The organism is Pseudomonas sp. GW821-FHT07G10 (genome assembly GCF_059418545.1).
In genome coordinates this window covers 10,610-31,723 of the sequence record NZ_JBWKQB010000004.1, presented here as the reverse complement: position 1 = coordinate 31,723, position 21,114 = coordinate 10,610, and the positions used below count along the sequence as shown (strand labels likewise).

At 58.3% G+C, this 21,114-nt stretch carries 22 protein-coding genes and 1 pseudogene; 11 read left to right on the top strand and 12 right to left on the bottom strand.

Going from position 1 to position 21,114, the window contains the following annotated elements; all coding sequences use genetic code 11:
* Positions 1–132 precede the first annotated feature (132 nt).
* The 7 genes from murA to AC07O1_RS07670 all read right to left on the bottom strand — a co-directional run bounded on the left by murA (position 133) and on the right by AC07O1_RS07670 (position 4,833).
* Positions 133–1,398 (bottom strand): UDP-N-acetylglucosamine 1-carboxyvinyltransferase, encoded by a 1,266-nt coding sequence (gene murA / locus AC07O1_RS07700; protein ID WP_494995176.1) that lies wholly within the window; start codon positions 1,396–1,398, stop codon positions 133–135.
* Positions 1,399–1,420: 22 nt separating this feature from the next.
* Entirely contained in the window at positions 1,421–1,672 is a 252-nt protein-coding gene (locus AC07O1_RS07695) for a BolA family protein (protein WP_095077854.1), read from the bottom strand.
* 114 nt (positions 1,673–1,786) lie between these two features.
* A complete protein-coding gene (locus tag AC07O1_RS07690; protein ID WP_495088413.1) occupies positions 1,787–2,092 on the bottom strand; it encodes an STAS domain-containing protein in 306 nt (101 codons plus the stop codon).
* Positions 2,089–2,748: an MlaC/ttg2D family ABC transporter substrate-binding protein gene (locus AC07O1_RS07685; protein WP_495088412.1), complete on the bottom strand. Its 660-nt coding sequence runs from the start codon at positions 2,746–2,748 to the stop codon at positions 2,089–2,091. The genes AC07O1_RS07690 and AC07O1_RS07685 overlap by 4 nt, the downstream gene beginning before the upstream one ends.
* A gap of 11 nt (positions 2,749–2,759) precedes the next feature.
* Positions 2,760–3,227, bottom strand: a complete 468-nt coding sequence (gene mlaD, locus AC07O1_RS07680) for an outer membrane lipid asymmetry maintenance protein MlaD (protein ID WP_494995179.1) — start codon at positions 3,225–3,227, stop codon at positions 2,760–2,762.
* Positions 3,227–4,024, bottom strand: a complete 798-nt coding sequence (gene mlaE, locus AC07O1_RS07675; protein ID WP_494995180.1) for a lipid asymmetry maintenance ABC transporter permease subunit MlaE — start codon at positions 4,022–4,024, stop codon at positions 3,227–3,229. The genes mlaD and mlaE overlap by 1 nt, the downstream gene beginning before the upstream one ends.
* Positions 4,024–4,833 carry an ATP-binding cassette domain-containing protein gene (locus AC07O1_RS07670; protein ID WP_495088411.1) on the bottom strand — a complete coding sequence of 270 codons (810 nt, stop codon included), beginning with the start codon at positions 4,831–4,833 and terminating at the stop codon, positions 4,024–4,026. Before AC07O1_RS07670 ends, mlaE begins: the two co-directional genes overlap by 1 nt.
* Positions 4,834–5,056: 223 nt before the next feature.
* Between AC07O1_RS07670 and AC07O1_RS07665 the strand changes: the two genes are divergently transcribed.
* The 10 genes from AC07O1_RS07665 to AC07O1_RS07620 all read left to right on the top strand — a co-directional run bounded on the left by AC07O1_RS07665 (position 5,057) and on the right by AC07O1_RS07620 (position 12,167).
* Positions 5,057–6,031 carry a KpsF/GutQ family sugar-phosphate isomerase gene (locus AC07O1_RS07665; RefSeq protein WP_495088410.1) on the top strand — a complete coding sequence of 325 codons (975 nt, stop codon included), beginning with the start codon at positions 5,057–5,059 and terminating at the stop codon, positions 6,029–6,031.
* Positions 6,031–6,555 carry a KdsC family phosphatase gene (locus AC07O1_RS07660; protein WP_494995183.1) on the top strand — a complete coding sequence of 175 codons (525 nt, stop codon included), beginning with the start codon at positions 6,031–6,033 and terminating at the stop codon, positions 6,553–6,555. The genes AC07O1_RS07665 and AC07O1_RS07660 overlap by 1 nt, the downstream gene beginning before the upstream one ends.
* Positions 6,556–6,563: 8 nt before the next feature.
* Complete coding sequence (lptC, locus tag AC07O1_RS07655; protein WP_495088409.1) at positions 6,564–7,136, top strand: LPS export ABC transporter periplasmic protein LptC; 573 nt, start codon at positions 6,564–6,566, stop codon at positions 7,134–7,136.
* Complete coding sequence (lptA, locus tag AC07O1_RS07650; protein ID WP_495088408.1) at positions 7,123–7,668, top strand: lipopolysaccharide transport periplasmic protein LptA; 546 nt, start codon at positions 7,123–7,125, stop codon at positions 7,666–7,668. Before lptC ends, lptA begins: the two co-directional genes overlap by 14 nt.
* On the top strand, positions 7,668–8,393 hold the full coding sequence (lptB, locus tag AC07O1_RS07645) for an LPS export ABC transporter ATP-binding protein (RefSeq protein ID WP_058436531.1): 726 nt from the start codon (positions 7,668–7,670) through the stop codon (positions 8,391–8,393). The genes lptA and lptB overlap by 1 nt, the downstream gene beginning before the upstream one ends.
* A 270-nt stretch (positions 8,394–8,663) precedes the next feature.
* On the top strand, positions 8,664–10,157 hold the full coding sequence (locus AC07O1_RS07640) for an RNA polymerase factor sigma-54 (RefSeq protein WP_495088407.1): 1,494 nt from the start codon (positions 8,664–8,666) through the stop codon (positions 10,155–10,157).
* Between the two features lie 76 nt (positions 10,158–10,233).
* A complete protein-coding gene (gene hpf / locus AC07O1_RS07635; RefSeq protein ID WP_494995187.1) occupies positions 10,234–10,542 on the top strand; it encodes a ribosome hibernation-promoting factor, HPF/YfiA family in 309 nt (102 codons plus the stop codon).
* A 12-nt stretch (positions 10,543–10,554) separates the two neighbouring features.
* The gene (gene ptsN / locus AC07O1_RS07630) at positions 10,555–11,019 is read left to right on the top strand and encodes a PTS IIA-like nitrogen regulatory protein PtsN (protein ID WP_495088406.1); all 465 of its coding nucleotides are present in this window, start codon (positions 10,555–10,557) and stop codon (positions 11,017–11,019) included.
* A 2-nt stretch (positions 11,020–11,021) separates the two neighbouring features.
* Positions 11,022–11,879, top strand: coding sequence for an RNase adapter RapZ (rapZ, locus tag AC07O1_RS07625; RefSeq protein WP_494995189.1), 858 nt, complete (start codon positions 11,022–11,024; stop codon positions 11,877–11,879).
* A gap of 15 nt (positions 11,880–11,894) precedes the next feature.
* Positions 11,895–12,167: an HPr family phosphocarrier protein gene (locus tag AC07O1_RS07620; RefSeq protein WP_494995190.1), complete on the top strand. Its 273-nt coding sequence runs from the start codon at positions 11,895–11,897 to the stop codon at positions 12,165–12,167.
* 30 nt (positions 12,168–12,197) lie between these two features.
* Here AC07O1_RS07620 and AC07O1_RS07615 read toward each other — a convergent pair.
* Positions 12,198–12,650 (bottom strand): annotated as a pseudogene (locus tag AC07O1_RS07615) (ZIP family metal transporter); the annotation flags it as partial.
* Between the two features lie 59 nt (positions 12,651–12,709).
* Positions 12,710–14,056, bottom strand: coding sequence for a metalloprotease PmbA (gene pmbA / locus AC07O1_RS07610; RefSeq protein ID WP_495010237.1), 1,347 nt, complete (start codon positions 14,054–14,056; stop codon positions 12,710–12,712).
* 108 nt (positions 14,057–14,164) lie between these two features.
* On the opposite strand from pmbA, the gene yjgA reads away from it, so the two are divergent.
* On the top strand, positions 14,165–14,689 hold the full coding sequence (gene yjgA, locus AC07O1_RS07605) for a ribosome biogenesis factor YjgA (protein WP_494995192.1): 525 nt from the start codon (positions 14,165–14,167) through the stop codon (positions 14,687–14,689).
* Positions 14,690–14,751: 62 nt separating this feature from the next.
* Here the strand turns inward: yjgA and tldD are convergent, their stop codons facing one another.
* The 3 genes from tldD to AC07O1_RS07590 form a co-directional block, all read right to left on the bottom strand.
* Positions 14,752–16,194: a metalloprotease TldD gene (gene tldD, locus AC07O1_RS07600; protein ID WP_494995193.1), complete on the bottom strand. Its 1,443-nt coding sequence runs from the start codon at positions 16,192–16,194 to the stop codon at positions 14,752–14,754.
* 18 nt (positions 16,195–16,212) lie between these two features.
* Positions 16,213–17,061 (bottom strand): carbon-nitrogen hydrolase family protein, encoded by an 849-nt coding sequence (locus tag AC07O1_RS07595; protein WP_495088405.1) that lies wholly within the window; start codon positions 17,059–17,061, stop codon positions 16,213–16,215.
* A 215-nt stretch (positions 17,062–17,276) separates the two neighbouring features.
* Positions 17,277–21,080 (bottom strand): YhdP family protein, encoded by a 3,804-nt coding sequence (locus AC07O1_RS07590; protein ID WP_495088404.1) that lies wholly within the window; start codon positions 21,078–21,080, stop codon positions 17,277–17,279.
* Positions 21,081–21,114 lie beyond the last annotated feature (34 nt).

Here is a 21,114-nt window from a genome sequence, read left to right as displayed (position 1 = left end):
ACGTAAGTCCTTATCAGGATACTTATGCCCGGTCACAAACGGCGCCGGACAAACATCGAACCTGAACATTACAGGCTCGACTTGAAACGAAACCAACTGTCGGGCACCTCCATGTGCCCATGACGTAAGAAACTAGCCCGGTACGCGGCGAATCTTGGCGCCGAGCATCTGCAGCTTCTCTTCGATGCACTCGTAACCACGGTCGATGTGGTAGATGCGGTCGATCAGCGTGTCGCCTTCGGCGATCAGTGCCGAGATGACCAGACTGGCCGAAGCCCGCAGGTCGGTGGCCATGACTGGCGCGCCTTTAAGCTTCTCGGTGCCGGTAACGATCGCGGTGTTGCCTTCGACCTGGATCTTGGCACCCATGCGGTGCAGTTCATACACATGCATGAAGCGGTTTTCGAAGATGGTCTCGATCACCGCACCAGTGCCTTCGGCAATGGCGTTGAGCGAGATGAACTGCGCCTGCATGTCGGTTGGGAACGCCGGGTACGGAGCAGTACGCACGTTGACGGCTTTTGGCCGCTTGCCGTGCATGTTCAGTTCGATCCAGTCTTCACCGGTGGTAATTTCGGCACCCGATTCCCTGAGTTTTTCCAGTACGGCTTCAAGGATGGTCGGATCGGTGTCCTTGACCTTCACGCGGCCGCCCGTGACAGCAGCAGCCACCAGGTAGGTACCGGTTTCGATGCGGTCAGGCATCACTTTGTAAATCGTCGGGTGCAGACGCTCCACGCCATCGATGGTGATGGTGTCAGTGCCGGCACCGGAGATCTTGGCACCCATGGCGTTCAGGAAGTTCGCCAGGTCGATGACTTCGGGCTCGCGGGCGGCGTTTTGCAGCACGCTGCGACCATTGGCCAGCGCGGCAGCCATCATTATGTTTTCGGTACCGGTCACACTGACGGTATCGAAGAAGAAGTGCGCACCGCGCAGGCCGCCTTCAGGCGCCTTGGCCTTGATGTAGCCGCCTTCGACTTCGATGGTTGCGCCCATGGCTTCGAGGCCACGGATGTGCAGGTCGACCGGACGCGAACCAATGGCGCAACCGCCAGGCAGCGCGACTTCGGCTTCACCGAAACGGGCAACCATCGGCCCCAGCACCAGAATCGAGGCACGCATGGTTTTCACCAGTTCGTACGGTGCGACCAAGGTCTTGATGGTACGCGGATCGATTTCAACGCTGAGCTTTTCGTCGATCACCGGCTCAATGCCCATGCGACCGAACAGCTCGATCATGGTGGTGATATCGTGCAGGTGCGGCAGATTGGCGACGGTTACAGGACCATCGCAGAGCAAGGTTGCAGCCAGAATCGGCAGGGCAGAGTTCTTTGCCCCGGAGATGCGAATTTCGCCATCAAGACGAATGCCGCCGGTAATAATCAATTTATCCATAAGAATCTCGACGCCCTTGGGCTCAGGTGCGCTCGGCCCAGGCCGCGCTGCTGAAAAATTTCATAGTGACCGCGTGGATGCTGCCATCGGCGATCCATGGGTTCAAATGGGCATAGATGCTCTGTTGACGCTTGACCGGGCTCAAAGCCACCAGCTCGTCACTAATCACGTTCAGCTGAAAGTTGCAGCCTTCGCCCTCAACTTCTACCTGCACTGATAAAAGAGTCTCGGACAGCTTTCCTTCAAGGAAGCTCTTCACTTCGTTGGCCTGCATGCTCAACCTCAATCGGCGCCCTGTGCGCACGGGTCGGACATCATACAAAAAAGCCCCGCGCCTGCGAACCCCGCATAGCAGGACTCTGACGGGGGGCCTCTTTATTGATGATAGTTAAGGGTGCGCCAACAGCTCGGTCAACTCGCTGACCTGAGCGATTTCACGCATGTCGTCAGGCAGGGCACGGACGCTCAGCGCCTTGCCCGCCGCTTGCGCGTCACGCATGAAACACAGCAACAACGACAAACCGACGCTGCTGGACTTTTGCACACCCGAGCAATCAAGCACCAAGGCTGACGCCTCGCTCGACTTGATCAACACCTGGCCCTGCTTGCGCAGATCCGGCCCGGTGCGGTAATCAAGTACGCCACTGAGCATTAGCTCACCGGCCTCGCCCATGCTGACAGCCGACTCACTCATTGGGCGGGCTTCTTCTGAGTCGTTTCAGCTTCGGTCTTTTCCTTGGCTTTGGCGACTTCACCGGCCCAACCATTGATGGTCGCGTCCAGGTTATTGCCATTGCGCTGCATTGCATCGCTGAACTGATCACGGAACAGCTTGCCGATGTTGATGCCGTTGATGATCACGTTACGCAGCTTCCACTCGCCATTGATCTTTTCCAGTGTGTAAGACACAGGGTAGATCGCGCCATTGCTGCCCTTGACCGTCATGCCAACGTTTGTACGATCTCCCGACTCATCCTTGGCTGGATCGACGGTGATGCCTTGATTGTTGTACTCGAGCAAGGCGTTGCCATAGAACTGGAACAGGCCCCTCTTGAAGTTATTTTCAAAGGTTTTCATTTGCTCAGGCGTGGCTTTGCCCGAGTACTTGACCGTCATGATGCTCTTGGAGATGCCCTCGGCATCCACTACAGGCCCGACGATGCTGTTCAAGGAGTCGTAAAAGCCGCTCGGATCCCGTTTGTACTTCTCTTTATTGGCCGCCAGATCGGCGAGCAATCGATTGGTGGTGTCCTGTACCAGATCGTGCGCGGAAGGCGCAGCCACGGCGTTAGCCACCAGCGGCAATGCCGCGAGTAATACCAACAGGCCACTTCGCAAGATAGAGATCATGAAAAAACTCCTCATTTGGGGTCTTTGCTAACGGTATTGAGCAGGAATTTACCGATCAGGTCTTCAAGCACCAGCGACGACTGGGTGTCATGGATGGTTCCACCATCCTTGAGCAGAGTCTGCTCCCCGCCCACGCTGAGGCCGATGTATTTCTCGCCCAACAGGCCAGAGGTCAGGATAGATGCAGTGGAGTCAGTCGGCAGGTTATCTACACGCTTTTCCAGCTGCAACGTGACCCGACCGGTGAAACTGTCGCGATCCAGATCGATAGCCGTGACCTTGCCGATGGTTACACCGGCCATGGTCACTTTGGATCTGACAGTCAAACCGGCGATATTGTCGAAATACGCATAAAGTTTATAACTGTCACTGCTCGCGCTCGGGGACAGGCCACTGACCCGCAAAGCCAGCAGCAGCAAAGCCAGGATGCCAGCCAGCAAGAAAAGGCCGACACCGATTTCCAGGGTGCGGTTTTGCATCAGAAATCTCCAAACATCAAGGCGGTCAGAATAAAGTCGAGGCCGAGAATGGCCAATGAGGCATACACCACCGTCTTGGTGGTGGCACGACTGATCCCCTCGGATGTGGGCTCACAGTCATAGCCTTGAAAAACGGCGATCCAGGTCACTACAAAAGCGAAAACGATGCTTTTAATAACACCATTGAGCACATCGCCGTTGAAACTCACGCTATTTTGCATATTCGACCAGTAGGAGCCTTCATACACTCCAAGCCAGTCGACAGCTACCCAGGAGCCACCCCAGATCCCTACCACGCTGAAAATTATCGCCAGCAGCGGTAGCGAAATGAAGCCGGCCCAGAGGCGCGGGGCAATGATGTACTTGAGCGGGTCCACGCCAATCATTTCCAGACTGGAGAGCTGCTCGGTGGATTTCATGTTGCCGATTTCGGCGGTCAGGGCCGAACCGGCACGCCCGGCAAACAGCAAGGCGGTGACCACCGGCCCCAATTCACGCAGCAACGTCAGCGCAACCATCTGCCCGACCGCCTGCTCCGAACCGTAGCTGGACAGGATATTGAAGCCTTGCAGTGCCAGTACCATGCCGATGAATATCCCGGAGACCACAATGATCACCAGGGACATCACACCCACCGAATGCAATTGTTTTACCAGCAGGCCAAACCCGCCGCCGATGCTCCCGCGACCCAGCAGTGTGTGAAACAGAAACAGCGTCGAACGTCCCAGCGACTCGACAATGTCGATGCCGGATCGACCAAAGAGGCGAATCCTCTCGATTAATGAAGTCTTGTGCATCAGCGCTTCCCCAGAAGATCTGCGCGGTAATCCTGCGCCGGGAAGTGGAACGGAACCGGGCCGTCTGGATCGCCTTTCATGAATTGGCGAATGCGCGGGTTGTCGGTGTTCATCAATTCCTCAGGAGTCCCTTGCCCCAACACTTGTCCATCGCCGACCACATACAGGTAATCGGCAATGCTCGCGGTTTCGGCCAAATCGTGGGAAACCACGATACTGGTGATCCCCAGAGCGTCATTAAGCAGACGGATCAGGCGCACCAGTACGCCCATGGCGATAGGGTCCTGCCCGACAAAGGGTTCGTCATACATGAGAATCAGCGGATCGAGGGCAATGGCTCGCGCCAACGCGACGCGACGTTTCATGCCGCCCGACAGCTCGTCAGGCATCAAATCGATGGCACCCCGCAGCCCCACCGCCTGCAATTTGAGCAGAACGATGTCGCGGATCATCTCATCCGGTAATTGGGTATGAACGCGCAACGGAAAGGCAACGTTCTCGAAAACGTCCAGATCCGTGAACAATGCGCCGCTTTGAAACAACACGCCCATTTGCTTGCGCGCGTCGAACAGGTCGCTGCGCGAGAGCTTCGGCAGGTTCTGACCGTTGACCCAGACTTCACCGGCGCCGGGCCGCAACTGCGCGCCTATCAGGCGTAACAGCGTGGTTTTACCGCAGCCGGAAGGTCCCATGATGCCGGTGACCTTGCCTCGCGGAATGCGAATATCAATGTTATTGAAGATGCTGCGCGCACCGTGCTTGAAGGACAGTCCCTTCAGCTCGACCGCGTAGGCGTTATCGGCACTCATCTAAACTCCTTGCGATGCAGCCTCTCACTAGGACGCCTGGCTCCCTAGGCAGGCCGAACTGGCGGCGAACTATATCACTGCTGATGCAGAGCGCCCAAGGCCGAAGCCGTGCCTGTTCAGGATCAAGACAGGCAAATCACGCAAAGCCCGACGAACTTATGTGAGGGAACTGATCATTACCGTTATAATCGCCGCCTTTTCATCTGGGTAAACGATTTCTGACATGAGCCAATCCAGCGACCTGATTCAATCAGCACAACGTACCATTCGCCTCGAAACTGAAGCCGTAGAAAGCTTGCTGGCTCATATCGACGCAGATTTCGTACGCGCTTGCGAGATGATTCTGGCCAGCAAAGGCCGCGTGGTTGTGGTCGGCATGGGCAAGTCAGGGCACATCGGCAATAAAATTGCCGCAACCCTGGCCAGCACCGGCACCACGGCATTTTTCGTACACCCGGCGGAAGCCAGCCACGGTGACATGGGCATGATCACCCGCGACGACATCATCCTCGCCCTGTCCAATTCCGGCTCTACCAATGAAATCGTCACCCTGTTGCCGCTGATCAAGCGCATGGGCATTCAGTTGATCAGCATGACCGGCAATCCCGAGTCGGCACTGGCCAAGGCCGCAGAGGTCAATCTCAACGTTCACGTCGAGCACGAAGCCTGCCCGCTGAACCTGGCGCCGACGTCCTCCACCACCGCAGCCCTGGTAATGGGGGACGCACTGGCGGTCGCCTTGCTTGAAGCACGGGGTTTTACCGCTGAAGACTTCGCCTTCTCCCATCCGGGCGGTGCCTTGGGTCGTCGCCTGCTACTGAAAGTGGAAAATGTCATGCACTCGGGCACGGAACTGCCTCAAGTGCCGCGCGGCACCTTGCTCAAAGACGCCTTAGTGGAAATGACCCGCAAAGGCCTTGGCATGACCATGATTCTCGAGGCCGACGGGCGTCTGGCCGGGATCTTCACTGACGGCGATTTGCGTCGAACACTGGATCGCACCATTGACATCCACAGCACCACCATCGATGAAGTGATGACCATTCATGGCAAAACCGCGCGCGCCGAAATGCTCGCGGCCCAGGCCCTGAAAATCATGGAAGACAATAAAATCAGCGCACTGGTGGTGGTCGATAGCGATGATCGCCCGGTTGGCGCCTTGAATATGCACGATTTGCTGCGCGCCGGAGTAATGTAATGAGCACAGACCTACTGCTACGCGGCAAAAACATCAAACTTGCGGTTTTCGACGTCGACGGCGTACTGACTGATGGCCGCCTGTACTTTCTTGAAGACGGCAGCGAATTCAAGACTTTCAACACTCTCGACGGCCAAGGCATCAAGATGCTGATGGCCGCGGGCGTACAGACCGCCATTATCAGCGGCCGCAAGACCCCGGTGGTCGAGCGCCGCGCGAAAAATCTCGGTATCCCTCATCTTTATCAGGGCCGCGAAGACAAACTGGTGGTACTGGACGAGCTTCTTGCTCAACTCAACCTAAGCTATGAACAAGTCGCCTACCTGGGTGACGACCTGCCCGACCTTCCCGTGATTCGTCGTGTCGGTTTGGGTATGGCGGTCGCCAACGCCGCCAGCTTCGTTCGTGAACATGCGCACGGCATCACCCAGGCCCGTGGCGGCGAAGGGGCTGCGCGCGAATTTTGCGAGTTGATCCTGCGCGCCCAAGGCAGCCTTGAAGCGGCCAACGCCGCCTACCTGTAGAGCCACCTATGCTGAGCAAAAAAACTCGCAACATTCTGATTTTCGGAGCCATCACCGCCCTGTTCGCGGCCGTTGGCTACTGGAACATCAGCCCGGAACGCTTTCTCGAGCGGCCGGCGGCAGTCGTCGACGAAAACGCTATCGACTACTACGCCATCAACGCCCACAGTGTGCAGTTTCTGCCCGATGGCAAGTTGCAGTACGAAATGACTTCCGACAAGGTCGAACACCTGAAAGCAACCGAAGTGACGATGCTGACCAAGCCCGACTTGCACATCTATCGCGGCACTACTTTCCCCTGGCACGTCCAGAGCGAACGCGGCGAAGTCAATCCGGACGGCACTGAAGTAGAACTGATTGATTCGGTACGTATTGCACGTACCGACGAGAAAGATCGTACGACCATTATTACCAGTAGCCGTATGACCGTATTCCCTCAGAAGCAATATGCGCAGACCGAGCAAGCCGTTAGAATCGACGGCGCTGGTGGCGCGACTACTGGCAAGGGAATGAAAGCGTATTTGGAAGAAGGCAGGATGCACCTGCTATCGAACGTAAGAGGACAGTATGAGGCTCGTTAAAACCCTCCCTATTTTGCTCAGCCTGAGCGCAGCACTGGGAAGCGTGAGCGCCTGGGCTCTGCCGACTGATAGCCAGCAACCCATCCGCATTCAGGCCGACGACGCCCAATTGGATGACAAGCAGGGCATTGCCACTTACAAAGGCGACGTCATCATCACCCAGGGCTCGATGAAGATCACCGGCAATACCGTGACCATCACTCGCACCCCGGCAGGTGAAATCGACGTAGTGACCTCGGTGGGCAACCTGGCTTACTTCGAACAGCTGCAAAAGGCGACTGATCCAAAGCCTGTCCAGGCTTATGGCGTGACCATTCAGTATCACGCCGCGCAAAACCGTATCGTGCTGATCGACAAGGCCAAAGTGATCAACGACGGCAACACCACCGAAGGTGAGAAAATCGTCTACGACACCGTCAAACAGGTCGCTAACGCCGGTCGCGCCACCGGCAACAAGGTCACCCAGCAACGTCCGCGGGTCGACATGGTGATCCAGCCGAAAAAGAAAACTGACGAGCAGAAGGCCCAGTAATGGCAACTCTGAAAGCTCAGCATCTGGCCAAGAGCTACAAGAGCCGCCAGGTCGTGCGTGACGTCAGTCTGTCCATCGACAGCGGCCAGATCGTCGGCTTGCTCGGTCCTAACGGTGCCGGCAAGACCACCTGTTTCTACATGATCGTCGGGCTGGTCCAGGCCGATCAGGGTCGCGTACTGATCGACGACCTGGACGTCAGCCACCAGCCGATGCACGGCCGCGCACGGGCTGGCATCGGCTATCTGCCGCAAGAAGCATCGATCTTCCGCAAGCTGTCGGTTGCCGATAACATCATGGCCATTCTTGAGACCCGCAAGGAACTCGACAAGGCCGGGCGTCGCCAGGAGCTGGAAAGCCTGCTGCAGGAATTCCACATCAACCATATCCGCGATAACCTCGGCATGAGCCTCTCCGGTGGCGAACGTCGTCGCGTGGAAATCGCCCGAGCCCTGGCCACCGCACCGAAGTTCATCCTGCTCGATGAACCGTTTGCCGGTGTGGATCCGATCTCGGTGGGAGACATCAAGCAGATCATTCATCACCTGAAGGCAAAGGGCATCGGCGTGCTGATCACAGACCACAACGTCCGTGAAACCCTGGATATCTGCGAGACCGCCTACATCGTTAACGACGGTCAACTGATCGCCGAAGGCGACTCCGCCACCATCCTGGCCAACGAGCTGGTCAAGGAAGTGTATCTGGGCCATGAGTTCCGCCTGTAAGCGCTGAGGTGTTGGGCAAGTCGTCAGAGCGCCGCTATCAATAAAACCCTATAAATTTTATTGTTACCGCGCTTTAGGCAAACACGCGCCCTCAGGTGTTCAGCCAATAGTCAGAGCGCCAGTAGCAATAAGATCCTGTAAATTTTTATTGTTACCGCGCTCTAGGCAAACACTTCAGTTTCAGGCATATAATTTGCTTATGTTTGGCGCTTCGGCGCCCTGTAGTGGATGGCGCATGTGCGCCGGCAAATAAGGTGTTAAGCCCCTGCCATGAAACCATCGCTAGTCTTGAGAATGGGCCAGCAGCTGACGATGACACCGCAGCTGCAACAGGCCATCCGCCTGCTCCAATTGTCGACCCTGGACCTGCAACAGGAAATTCAGGAGGCACTGGAGTCCAATCCGATGCTCGAACGCCAGGAAGAAGGCGACGACTTCGATAACACCGACCCTCTGGCCGACAACGTCGAGCAGAAAGCCAATACCGATGTTCAGGAACCCTCTTACCAGGAAACCGCCCCGACGGTGGATAACCTCGAGGAAGGCGACTGGAACGAGCGCATCCCCAACGAATTACCTGTCGACACCGCCTGGGAAGATGTTTACCAGACCAGTGCCAGCAGCCTGCCGAGCAACGATGACGACGAGTGGGACTTCACCACCCGCACATCGGCCGGTGAGAGCCTGCAGAGTCATTTGCTCTGGCAACTGAACCTGGCACCGATGTCCGATACTGATCGCCTGATCGCCGTTACCCTGATCGATTGCATCAACAATCAGGGCTACCTGGACGAAACTCTTGAGGAAATCCTCGAAGCCTTCGACCCGGAACTGGACGTCGAACTGGACGAGATTGAAGCCGTCCTGCACCGCATCCAGCAATTCGAACCCGCCGGTATCGGTGCGCGCAACCTCAGCGAATGCCTGTTGCTGCAGCTGCGTCAAATGCCAGCCAAAACACCTTGGCTGACCGAGGCTAAACGCCTGGTCACCGACTTCATCGACCTGCTTGGCAGCCGTGACTACAGCCAGCTGATGCGCCGTATGAAGCTCAAAGAGGACGAACTGCGGCAGATCATCGAGCTGGTGCAAAGCCTCAACCCGCGCCCAGGTTCTCAAATCGAATCCAGCGAAGCCGAGTACGTCGTCCCCGACGTCATCGTACGCAAGGACAACGAACGCTGGCTGGTGGAGTTGAATCAGGAATCCGTGCCGCGCCTGCGGGTCAACCCGCAGTACGCCGGTTTCGTGCGCCGGGCCGACACCAGCGCCGACAACACCTTCATGCGCAACCAGTTGCAGGAAGCGCGCTGGTTCATCAAAAGCCTGCAAAGCCGCAACGAAACCCTGATGAAAGTCGCCACCCAGATCGTCGAGCATCAACGGGGCTTTCTCGAGTACGGCGACGAGGCGATGAAACCACTGGTGCTGCATGACATCGCCGAAGCGGTCGGCATGCACGAATCGACAATTTCCCGGGTCACCACCCAGAAATTCATGCATACCCCGCGCGGCATCTACGAACTGAAATATTTTTTCTCCAGCCACGTAAGCACCTCTGAAGGCGGTGAATGCTCGTCTACAGCGATCCGCGCGATCATCAAAAAACTGGTTGCAGCGGAAAATCAGAAAAAGCCGTTGAGTGACAGCAAGATCGCTGGTTTACTGGAGGCACAAGGCATTCAGGTAGCCCGTCGCACCGTCGCCAAATACCGCGAATCCCTTGGGATCGCGCCTTCGAGCGAACGTAAGCGTTTGATGTAACGGGCCACGCCACAGCGTTCCAGTGGCAGGCATTTCTGCCTGCCGCTTTATGCACTGGCAACGAAGGAGAAGCTGTATGCAAGTCAACATCAGTGGACACCAACTGGAAGTGACCGAACCCCTGCGCATCTACATCGGCGAAAAACTCGAACGATTGGAAAGGCATTTCGACAAGATCACCAATGTGCAAGTCACGATGACCGTCGAAAAGCTGAAGCAGAAAATTGAAGCTACCTTGCATATCCCCGGCAATGAAGTGGTCGCCAACGCCGAGCATGACGACATGTACGCGGCAATCGACGCACTCACCGACAAGCTGGATCGCCAACTCAAAAAGCACAAGGAAAAGACCCAGAGCCTCCTCCAGGGCGCAACAGGTCGTTAACACTCCCAACCCATGATTCGACTTGAAAACATCCTGACCCCCGGCCGTTCTTTGGTGAACGTGCCGGGCGGCAGTAAAAAGCGCGCCCTCGAGCAAATTGCCAACCTGATCAGCCGCGAAGTGCCGGGTCTGGAGATGCAAGATGTCTTCGAGAGTCTGATAGCCCGTGAAAAACTTGGTTCAACCGGTTTTGGCAACGGCATCGCCATTCCCCACTGCCGCCTCAAAGGCTGCGAATCGCCCATCAGTGCCTTGATGCACCTGGACGCCCCCATAGATTTCGACGCCATCGATGGTGCTCCGGTCGACCTGCTGTTTGTCCTGCTGGTCCCGCAAGCCGCTACCGATGCGCATCTGGAACTGCTTCGGCAAATTGCCAGCATGCTTGATCGCAAGGAAGTGCGCGAAAAACTTCGCAGCGCCGCAACTAATGAAGCCCTGTACCAGGTTGTCCTGGACGAGCAGAACGGTCATTAATCATGCGCTTGATCATTGTCAGCGGCCGATCCGGCTCCGGTAAAAGCACCGCCCTCGATGTATTGGAGGACAACGGTTACTACTGCATCGACAACCTGCCGGCCGGCCTGCTTCCGGAATTGGCCGAACGTGCGTTGATTCACACTGAACTGGCGCAACCGCTGGTTGCGGTTTCCATCGACGCCCGTAACTTGCCCAGCCATCTGTCGCGCTTCCCGGAGCTTTTGGAAGAAGTGCGCAGCCGGCACATCCAATGCGACGTGCTGTATCTGGACGCCGACGAGGAAACCCTGCTCAAGCGATTCTCGGAAACCCGTCGACGCCACCCCCTGAGCACCGCCAATCGATCGCTCGCCGAAGCCATTGATGATGAAACCAACCTGCTTGGGCCGATTGCCGACCTCGCTGATCTGAAGCTCAACACCACCCATCTGAACCTGTATCAACTGCGCGATACCATCAAACTTCGCCTGCTGAACCAGCCGGAGCCGGGCACGGCGTTCCTGGTCGAATCTTTCGGCTTCAAACGCGGAATGCCGGTCGATGCTGACCTGGTATTCGATGTGCGCTGCCTACCCAATCCATACTGGAAACCGGAGTTGCGCGATCAGTCCGGGCTGGACCAGCCGGTTGCCGAGTATCTGGCTGCTCAGCCGGATGTCGAAGAAATGTTCCAGGATATCTCTGCGTATCTGCTGAAATGGCTGCCCCGCTTTGCCGCCAGCAACCGCGCCTACGTCACCATTGCCATTGGCTGCACCGGCGGGCATCACCGCTCCGTCTACCTGACCGAACGTCTGGGCCAGGCTCTACAAAAGTCCCTGAAGAACGTCCAGGTTCGCCACCGCGACCTAAGCTAAAGGATTCACACCGCGATGCCCGCTCTGGAAATTGAAATCATCAACAAGCTGGGTTTACATGCCCGAGCATCTGCCAAGTTTGTCGGCGTAGCAGGTCAATATCCCTGCCAGATAAAAGCCGGACGTACCCCTGAATCCATGGTCGATGGCAAAAGCATCATGGCCATGATGATGCTCGCTGCCGGTAAAGGCACCAAAATCCATCTGTGCACTGAAGGCGAACAAGAACAGGAAGCGCTGAATGCGCTGGTTGCGCTGATCAATAACTTCTTCGACGAAGGCGAATAAAAGCTCGGCGGCCCGAGCCTTCGGCGGCGCCTACGCAAGCGCGGTATCCATGACCATCATCAGACAGAACCCGATACACAGCCCCAGGCTGGCCAGCTTGTCGTGGCCATTGCACCGTGACTCCGGGATCACCTCGTGAGTCACCACCAGCAGCATCGCGCCTGCAGCCAACGCCAACCCCAGTGGCAAGAGCAACTCGGCCAGACTCACCAGCCAGGCACACAACAACGCGAAGACCGGCTTAACCAAACCTGAAGCCGCGCCGACCAGGAACGCCTTGACCCGCGACATCCCTGCCCCGGCTAATACCAAAGCGATCACCAAACCTTCCGGCACATCCTGTAAAGCGATGCCCATGGCCAGACTGTCGGCGTCGGGCATCCCACCGCCGGCAGACACGCCGACCGCCATGCCTTCCGGGATGTTGTGAGCAATGATGGCAAATACAAATTGCCAGATCCGCGGAGCAATCACCGGATGCTCCTACAAAAAAAGGCGCGCCTCCCATTGGGTGACGCGCCTTCGCTTGAAGCTGCGGTCGTTTAGCTACCGGCCACTGTCATCCGCTCGATCAGCACTGACCCCGTACGAATATTGCTGCGCAATTCCAGGTCATTACCAACGGCGATGATCTGCTGGAACATGTCACGCATGTTGCCGGCGATGGTCACTTCTTGCACGGCGAACTGAATCTCGCCGTTTTCCACCCAGAAACCCGAGGCACCACGGGAATAGTCGCCAGTCACCATGTTCAAGCCCTGACCCATCAATTCGGTGACCAGCAGCCCGCGCCCCATGCGCCGCAGCAACGCAGCCTGGTCTTCATCGCCATGGCTAACGAACAGGTTATGCACGCCACCAGCGTTGGCGGTGCTCGGCATGCCCAGTTTGCGACCGGAGTACGTGCCCAGCACGTAAGAAACCAAATGACCGTTCTCGACGAAAGGTTTGGCGTAAGTTGCCAGACCGTCGCCATCGAAGGCCGAACTGCCCAGGCCACGCATCAGGTGTGGCCGTTCATCCAGGGTCAGCCATTCAGGGAACAGCCGTTGGCCCAACGTACCTTCGAGGAACGACGATTTTCGGTACAGATTGCCGCCGGAGATCGCCCCGAGAAAACTGCCGAACAAACCGCCAGCCAGTTCCGCGGAAAACAGCACCGGCACTTCGCAGGTTGGAACCGGACGCGCGCCCAGACGACTGGCCGCCCGTTGCGCAGCACGCTGGCCGATGCTGACCGGATCAGCGAGCAGTTCGCCCTGGCGATTCACGTCATACCAGTAATCGCGCTGCATCTGGCCATCGGCTTCGGCAATCATCACGCAGCTCAGGCTGTGACGGGTCGACGCGTAACCGCCGATAAATCCGTGACTGTTGCCATACACACGGCAACCCTGATGGGTGCTCAGGGATGTGCCATCGGCGTTCTTGATTCGGCTGTCGGTGGCAAACGCCGCCGCTTCACAGGCCAGTGCCTGCTCAATGGCTTGCTCCGGAGTGATGTCCCAGGCGTGGAACAGGTCGAAGTCCGGCAGATCCTTGGCCATCAAGGCTGCATCGGCCAAACCTGAGCTTTCATCTTCCGAGGTGTGTTTGGCGATGGCCAGGGCGGCGGCGACGGTTTCGCGAATCGCCTCCGGACCGCTGGCCGAGGTGCTGGCCGAACCTTTGCGCTGGCCAACATACAAGGTGATGCCAAAGCCCTGGTCACGGTTGAACTCAACGGTTTCGACTTCCCGCTGGCGGACCGTGGTCGACAGACCCTGCTCCAGAGAAACCGCGACTTCACAGGCGCTGGCGCCCTGGCGCTTGGCCTCGGCGATGATCTGCTCGACTTGTTCTTGCAGTGCCGGCAAGGCTTGTGGACCGACGCTTTCAACTGCACTCATGGTTTTCTCCACTCAAATTCTGCGTTCGGCTGGGGCCTTCGAGCGACCGGGCCGGACAAGCGGCCCCCGACTGGTTATCATGGCGGCGTTTCTTTGCGGACTGCCACCATGGTTGATTCTTACGACGACTCCCTCGACGGGGGAGAAAAAAGCAAATCCCAGGTCAAACGCGAGCTGCATGCTCTGGTTGATCTTGGCGAGCGCCTTACAACACTCAAGCCTGACTTGCTGGCAAAACTGCCATTGACCGACGCCTTGCGCCGGGCTTTGGCTGAAGCGCCCAAGCACACCGCGAATATCGCGCGTAAACGGCACATTCTGTTCATCGGCAAACTGATGCGCGATCAGGACACTGACGCCATTCTGGTGTTGCTTGATCAACTCGACGCCTCCACTCGGCAGTACAACGAACGTTTCCACGGTCTGGAACGCTGGCGCGATCGCTTGATCGCGGGCGATGACGGTGTCCTGGAGAAGTTCGTCATCGACTACCCGGACGCGGATCGCCAGCAACTGCGCTCCCTGATCCGTCAGGCCCAGCATGAGCTTGCGCAAAGCAAGCCACCTGCTGCCAGCCGAAAAATCTTCAAGTACATCCGTGAGCTGGACGAGACACAACGCGGTCTGCGTTAGTCTTCGACCCCGGGTGGGTTGTACCGCTTTGCGGTTCACCCACCCAAGGCTCCCTCTCAAGCTCAAGCGCCCGTGCCACCCACGGTGATCGCGTCGATCTTCAAGGTTGGCTGGCCGACACCCACCGGCACCGACTGCCCATCCTTACCGCACGTCCCTACCCCGCTGTCCAGCGCCAGGTCGTTACCGACCATCGACACTTTGCTCATGGCTTCCGGCCCGTTACCGATCAACGTCGCACCTTTGACCGGCGCGGTGATCTTGCCGTCTTCGATCAGATAGGCCTCGCTGGTGGAGAACACGAATTTGCCGCTGGTGATGTCCACCTGACCGCCGCCGAGATTGGCGCAGTAGATACCCCTCTTCACCGAGGCGATGATTTCGGCCGGATCGCTTTCACCAGCGAGCATGTAAGTGTTGGTCATCCGCGGCATTGGCAAGTGCGCATATGACTCACGACGACCGTTGCCAGTGCGGGCCATGCCCATCAGGCGGGCATTGAGCTTGTCCTGCATATAACCTTTGAGCACACCGTTTTCGATCAGAGTAGTGCACTCGGTCGGAGTGCCTTCGTCGTCGACGCTCAAGGAACCGCGGCGACCGGCCAAAGTGCCATCGTCGACGATGGTGCAGAGCCTGGAAGCAACCATTTCGCCCATGCGGCCGCTGTAAGCCGAACTGCCTTTACGGTTGAAGTCACCTTCCAGGCCATGACCTACCGCTTCATGCAACAGCACACCCGACCAACCGGAACCGAGGACCACCGGCAACGTACCGGCCGGTGCCGCAATCGCCTCGAGATTGACCAGCGCCTGGCGCAACGCTTCACGGGCATAACCCATGGCGCGGTCCTCGCCAAGGAAGTAACGGTAATCGGTACGACCGCCACCGCCGTGACCACCGCGTTCGCGGCGACCATTCTGTTCGACGATGACGCTGACATTGAATCGCACCAAGGGACGCACGTCTGCCGCCAGACCGCCGTCGGTGGATGCGACCAGAATCCGCTCCCAGACCCCGGCCATGCTCACGGTGACTTGTTGGATGCGCGGGTCCAGCGCCCGGGTCGCGGCATCGACGCGCTTGAGCAGCTCGACCTTCTCGGCACGGCTGATGACTTCCAGAGGGTTATCCGGCGCATACAGTCGGGCGACATCCTGGGTACTGAACGCCTGCACGGTGCCATTCTGCCCGGCACGGGAAATCGAACGGGCAGCACGGGCGGCCAGGCCCAGGGCTTCGAGAGTAATGGCATTGCTGTAAGCAAAACCGGTCTTCTCGCCCGACTGCGCACGCACACCGACGCCTTGGTCAAGGTTGAAGCTACCTTCCTTGACGATGCCGTCTTCCAGCGCCCAGGACTCGGAAATCTGTCCCTGGAAATACAGGTCGGCGGCATCGATGCCCGGCCCGGCCAGATCGCCGAGCACTGCTTGCAGGCTTTCAATGGTCACGCCACCCGGCGCTAAAAGGTGTTCACTGACTGAGGACAACAACTCGCTCATATGCTTTGCGCCTTAAATTCATCGTTCTGAGGCAGGTCGCTGTGCGCCCTGCGAGAAAAAGCGCCGATGGCTGGCCACCGGCATCCGCGCCCTGATGGACGCCTGTTCGCTGCTATCGCGTTCGGCCAGCAGCACAGCCTCGCCCTGATCCTGCTCGGCCAGCACACGCCCCCAAGGGTCGATAATCGCTGCATGGCCAAAGGTTTCTCGCGGTCCCGGGTGAATCCCACCCTGGGCAGCTGCCAGCACATAACACTGGGTCTCGATTGCCCGTGCGCGGATCAGCACCTCCCAATGAGCCGCACCGGTCACTGCGGTAAATGCGGAGGGCGCGGTGATCAACTCGGCACCGGCTGCGCGTAACTCACTGTACAACTCCGGGAAACGCAAGTCGTAGCACACCGTCAGGCCCACTCGGCCGACTGGCGTGTCCGCAACCACTACCGTGTCTCCATGAGCATAGTCATCCGACTCACGATAACGACCGCGATTGTCGGCCACATCCACATCGAACAAATGCAGCTTGTCGTAACGCGCCACCGCCTCACCGTGTTCGTCGATCAACAAGGAGCAGGCATTGACCTTGCCGTCGGGTTGATCCTGGGGCGGCAACGGCAATGTGCCGGCCACTATCCATAACTTGAGGTCGCGAGCGGTCTGTTTCAACCAGGGCAGGATCGGACCGCTGCCCAAGGCTTCGGCACGACCAATGTCGGCAATATCACGGCGGCCCATGGCAGCGAAGTTTTCCGGCAGCACCGCCAGCCGGGCACCGCCAGCCGCTGCTTGCTCCAGCAAGCGCCGGGCCTGGACCAGATTGGCCAGAACATCGCTCTGGCTGACCATTTGAATCACCGCAAGAGACATGGCGTATCCTTTTTCGGTTGGTTCTGCACGCCCGGTGCAGAATCTGCAAAACCCTGTGTAGCAGCTGGCGAAGCCTGCGTCTGCGGCGTACGCGGTTAACCAGAAGAATCGCAGTGTCAGACTTTACGGCCGCTTCGCAGCCGGACGTAGCCTGGCGGCAACTGCTACAAAAACGCATGGAGTCATGCTACTCCCATAGCCCCAGGCGTGGTTTTTCAAAAGGGTTTATCGAAGGTGATTTTCGGTTCTTTCCACGGGCCTTTGACGTCGTATTTCACACTGGCGAAACGGGACACGCTATCACCGATAAGCTTGTCGATCAGGAACAATGCCCCGCCAATCGCCGGCGCACCGACGATCAACGCGGCGATCGGCAGGTTGTTGGTCACCGGCAACGTCACCAACAGCTTGGCATCGACCTGATCGGCAACCAGGTCCAGCGTGCCATTGAGTTCCAGATTGCTCGACGGTCCGGTCAGGATGATCGGTTCACGGGTAACGTACACCCCGTTACTGGCCACCAGCAGGCCTTTTACCCGGTCGTAACTCAAGCCTTTCCCGAACAGGTCAGAGAAATCCAGACGCAGACGTCGACCAATCGAGTTGAAGTTAAGCAAGCCGAACACCCGCAAGGCCTGTGCACCGCCCTCTACTTCAACGAACTGACCTTTTCGCAACGTTGCATCGAGGCTTCCGGAGAAGCGCTTGAGTCCGACCCAGGCCGGAGAGCCGGGCCAACGACCGTCCACATCCATATGAAAATCTTCACTGGTCACGGTAGGGGCAAAGCCCCAGCCCTTCAGCACATCCGCAAGATTCTTGCCGCCCAGACGCCCCTTGTACCAACTGCTGCTGGCCCCTGGCGGGCCTTCCCAGCCGCCTGTGCCCTGCAACACCATGCCCTTGAGGCCCAGATCCAGACTGTTGAGTGCAATACCTTTGGCGGTAGGGCGTACCTTGAGCGACCAGCCGCCAATCAGATCATTACCCTGGAACAACTGGACGATGGAGATATCCAGCGCCGGGATGTTCCCGGGATCGACTGACGCCAGCGGGTCCGGCGAATTTTCGTCGGCCTGAACGGTGGGATCTATGGCCGGCAAACGCACATATTGCAGATCGATTGCCACCGCAGCGGCCTTGGCGTCGGGGATGCCGACACTGCCTTTGGCCTGTTGGCTATCGATCTGCAAAGCCCAAGAGGCCTGTTTGCGATTCAACTGCAGCGAGACCTTATCGAGTGTGCTGCCAAACCCGATGAGCTTGCTCACCTGGACGTCGGCACTGCTTAACAGTTGCCTGGCGCTGTCGCCGGGGGCCTGGCCGGCATAGCGATCGACCAAGGCTTTCCAGGGCTCGATATCCAGCTCCGACAGCACACCGCGCACACGCAAGCCTTTAACATCCGGCAACACTGCATTGTCGGCGCCCAGAAACAGCTCGCCGCGCCCATCGGCAATGCCGCCGCTGGGCGCTGCGAAGGTGAAGTTGGCGAGGTCGCCGTAGTTGACCCAATAACGCCGCTCAGGCCCTTGCAGGGTCATCCGAAACACGGTGTCGCGGCCTTCACTGGCCGGCATGCCGAAAGGTGCAGGCAGATCCACCGCGACGCCCTTAAGGCTGGAGTTGACCATGAGCTGGCTGTCCGCGCCGTTGAGCGTCAGTTGCAACTGATAAGGAATGTCGCCGGAAACCGGCAACGGCTGGCTGACTTTCAGCCACTCGGTGAGTTTCTTCACCGTCACCTGACCCTTGGTAACGACGCGGGTGTTGAGGCTGCCCGCTTTGCCATCGGCAAAAATCTGCGCGGTAATCGGCCGATCGAAAGCTTGCGCTGTAATGCCCTGCCCGCTCAAACCCTTGCTGCTGTCAAAGCGGAAATCACCCTTGAGCTGGCTCAGTTCAAGTTCGGGTTCGCTCAGCTTCAGCCGAGCCTTGGCGGTCTTGAAGTCCACCAGGATTTTCGGCAACTCGCCTTTGGCCAGCGGAATATCCAGTTTCAACTTGCCCTGCAAGTCACCTTCCCCCTGCCAACCGGCAAAAATCGAGTCGGTGCCGATCGGCGCTTCCTGCAGAATCTTCAAACCGTCGCCCAGGCCACCCGCAAACTCGCCGTCGAGAAACAGGCGGCTGGTTTGTCCGGCGGGTACATGGGGAATATTGACGTAGATGTCGCGAACCTGGGTGTCGAGCAACTGGCCTTTGCTTGCCAGAATTCGTACGCCGCTGTCTTCGATAAACACATCACCGCTGACCTTGCCGACGTGCGGCCAACCCGGCTGGAACGCCAGTTCAGCGTCGTGAACCTTGAAGAACAGGCTGATACTGCGCGCGTTGTCGATGGCACCGTGGTTCAGCGAGCCTTGGTACTGGAAGAAGCCTTCATCCACCGCGCCCTTGAGAATTGCCGTACGCAACCACTCATCCAGAGCCGGACTGAGGACTGCCGGCAGATACTTGGCGGTGTAACGACCGTCGCCCTCGACAAGACCGACCCGCAGGTCCATGTAGTCTTCCTGGGTATGATCGAAATGCAGACGGATCAGGAAATCGCCGGCGATCTTGCCCTCCTCGCCCAGCACTTTCAGGTACGGCGCGATCAGGGTGAAGCCTTCTTTGTCGAGCTTCCAGGTCAGCCGCGCATTGGCCTGGATGTACTGCCATGGCTTGGCGAAGATCGGGTCCAGGTGCAGGGAAAAATCCTTGCTGTCCATACGCAGCTCGCCCTGTCCAAGGTCGCCGCTGATGCTACCGCTCACATTACGTGCCGCCGGAGCGCCGTGATAAGCGTTGAAGCCAACCCGCTCCAGGTTGGCGGCGAAACTCAAACGCTGGTCGTCGGTTGCCTGTGGGCGATAATCGACCAGCACATTGCGCAGGGCGCCAGTGACTTTGAGGTTGTCGATCACCACTTCGACATTGTCCGGCACCGGTACCAAGGCATCCAGCACAGGTGTGATCGGCGTCAGATCAAGGCGATCAGCCTGGACACGCCAGCGTTCTTCGGCTTTGTCTGTGGCGGCGAACTGCTGAAGCTGCACATGCGACTCCCAACGGGTTTCGCCGAGGTTCATGGCCAACGAATCGAGAAGTACGCTGAAGCCTTCGTCGCCACGCTGGAACCAGGCGTTGAGCGCCAGATTCTGAATCGTCAGCGGCTTTCGCCCGGTGTAGGCGCCTTTGACTTGCGGGGCATTGAGGCGGGCCACAGCGCTTTGCACAGTACCCTCAGCCCAGCTCAGCCAAAGCTCGCCACCGGCCTTGAGCTCGGAAAACTTCCATTGTTGGGTCAACCGCGCAGGCAGCCAGCGCGCCCAATCGCTTTGCGGCAGGCTCAGGTAAGCATCCGTCTCAGCATCTCGCCAGTGGCTGGCACGCACACGAGTGCGCAAGCTCAGAGCCATGGGCTGGCCGTCGGGCAGGGTCAAGCGAGCATCGAGACGCTGGCGGGTCAGACCGGTTTTAAGGTTCAGGCCGACATTCGCCAGGGTCAGTGGGGTTTCATTGAACGGCTGCAAAGTGACCTGGCTGTCCAGCACCGACAGCTGAACAACCATTTGCATGCGATTGAGCAGTTGCTCGGGATCGACGGGTTGACCCTGCTGAACCGGCAACCCTTCAAGTGCCCAATGGCCGTTCTGGTCTTCCTTCAGGCTCAGTTTCAGGCCGTTGAGTTCGAGATGGGCGATACGGACCTCGCGAGCCAGCAGACTGGCCCAGACATCCGGCACTACCCGCACATGATCCAGGCGCAACCCATTGGCACCCTTACTGACCACCACATCGCGGGCCAGCAGAATCGGCGCCAGACCGCTCCAGCTGCCTTCGAGGCTGCCAATGCTCAATGGCATATCCGTCGCTTCGCGGGCCTTGGCCTCGACATCACCTCGATACTCGGCGACCAGCGGAATGAGTTCGCGACCAAGGCTGACGTATAGCGCAGTCAACACCAACATCAAGGCGCAAAGTCCCAGCCCCCAGCGAGTCAGAGCAACAAAAAAGCGTATCAGACGCTCCATGTCAGGTGGCCCCCATGGCGGTAGTCATGCAAAA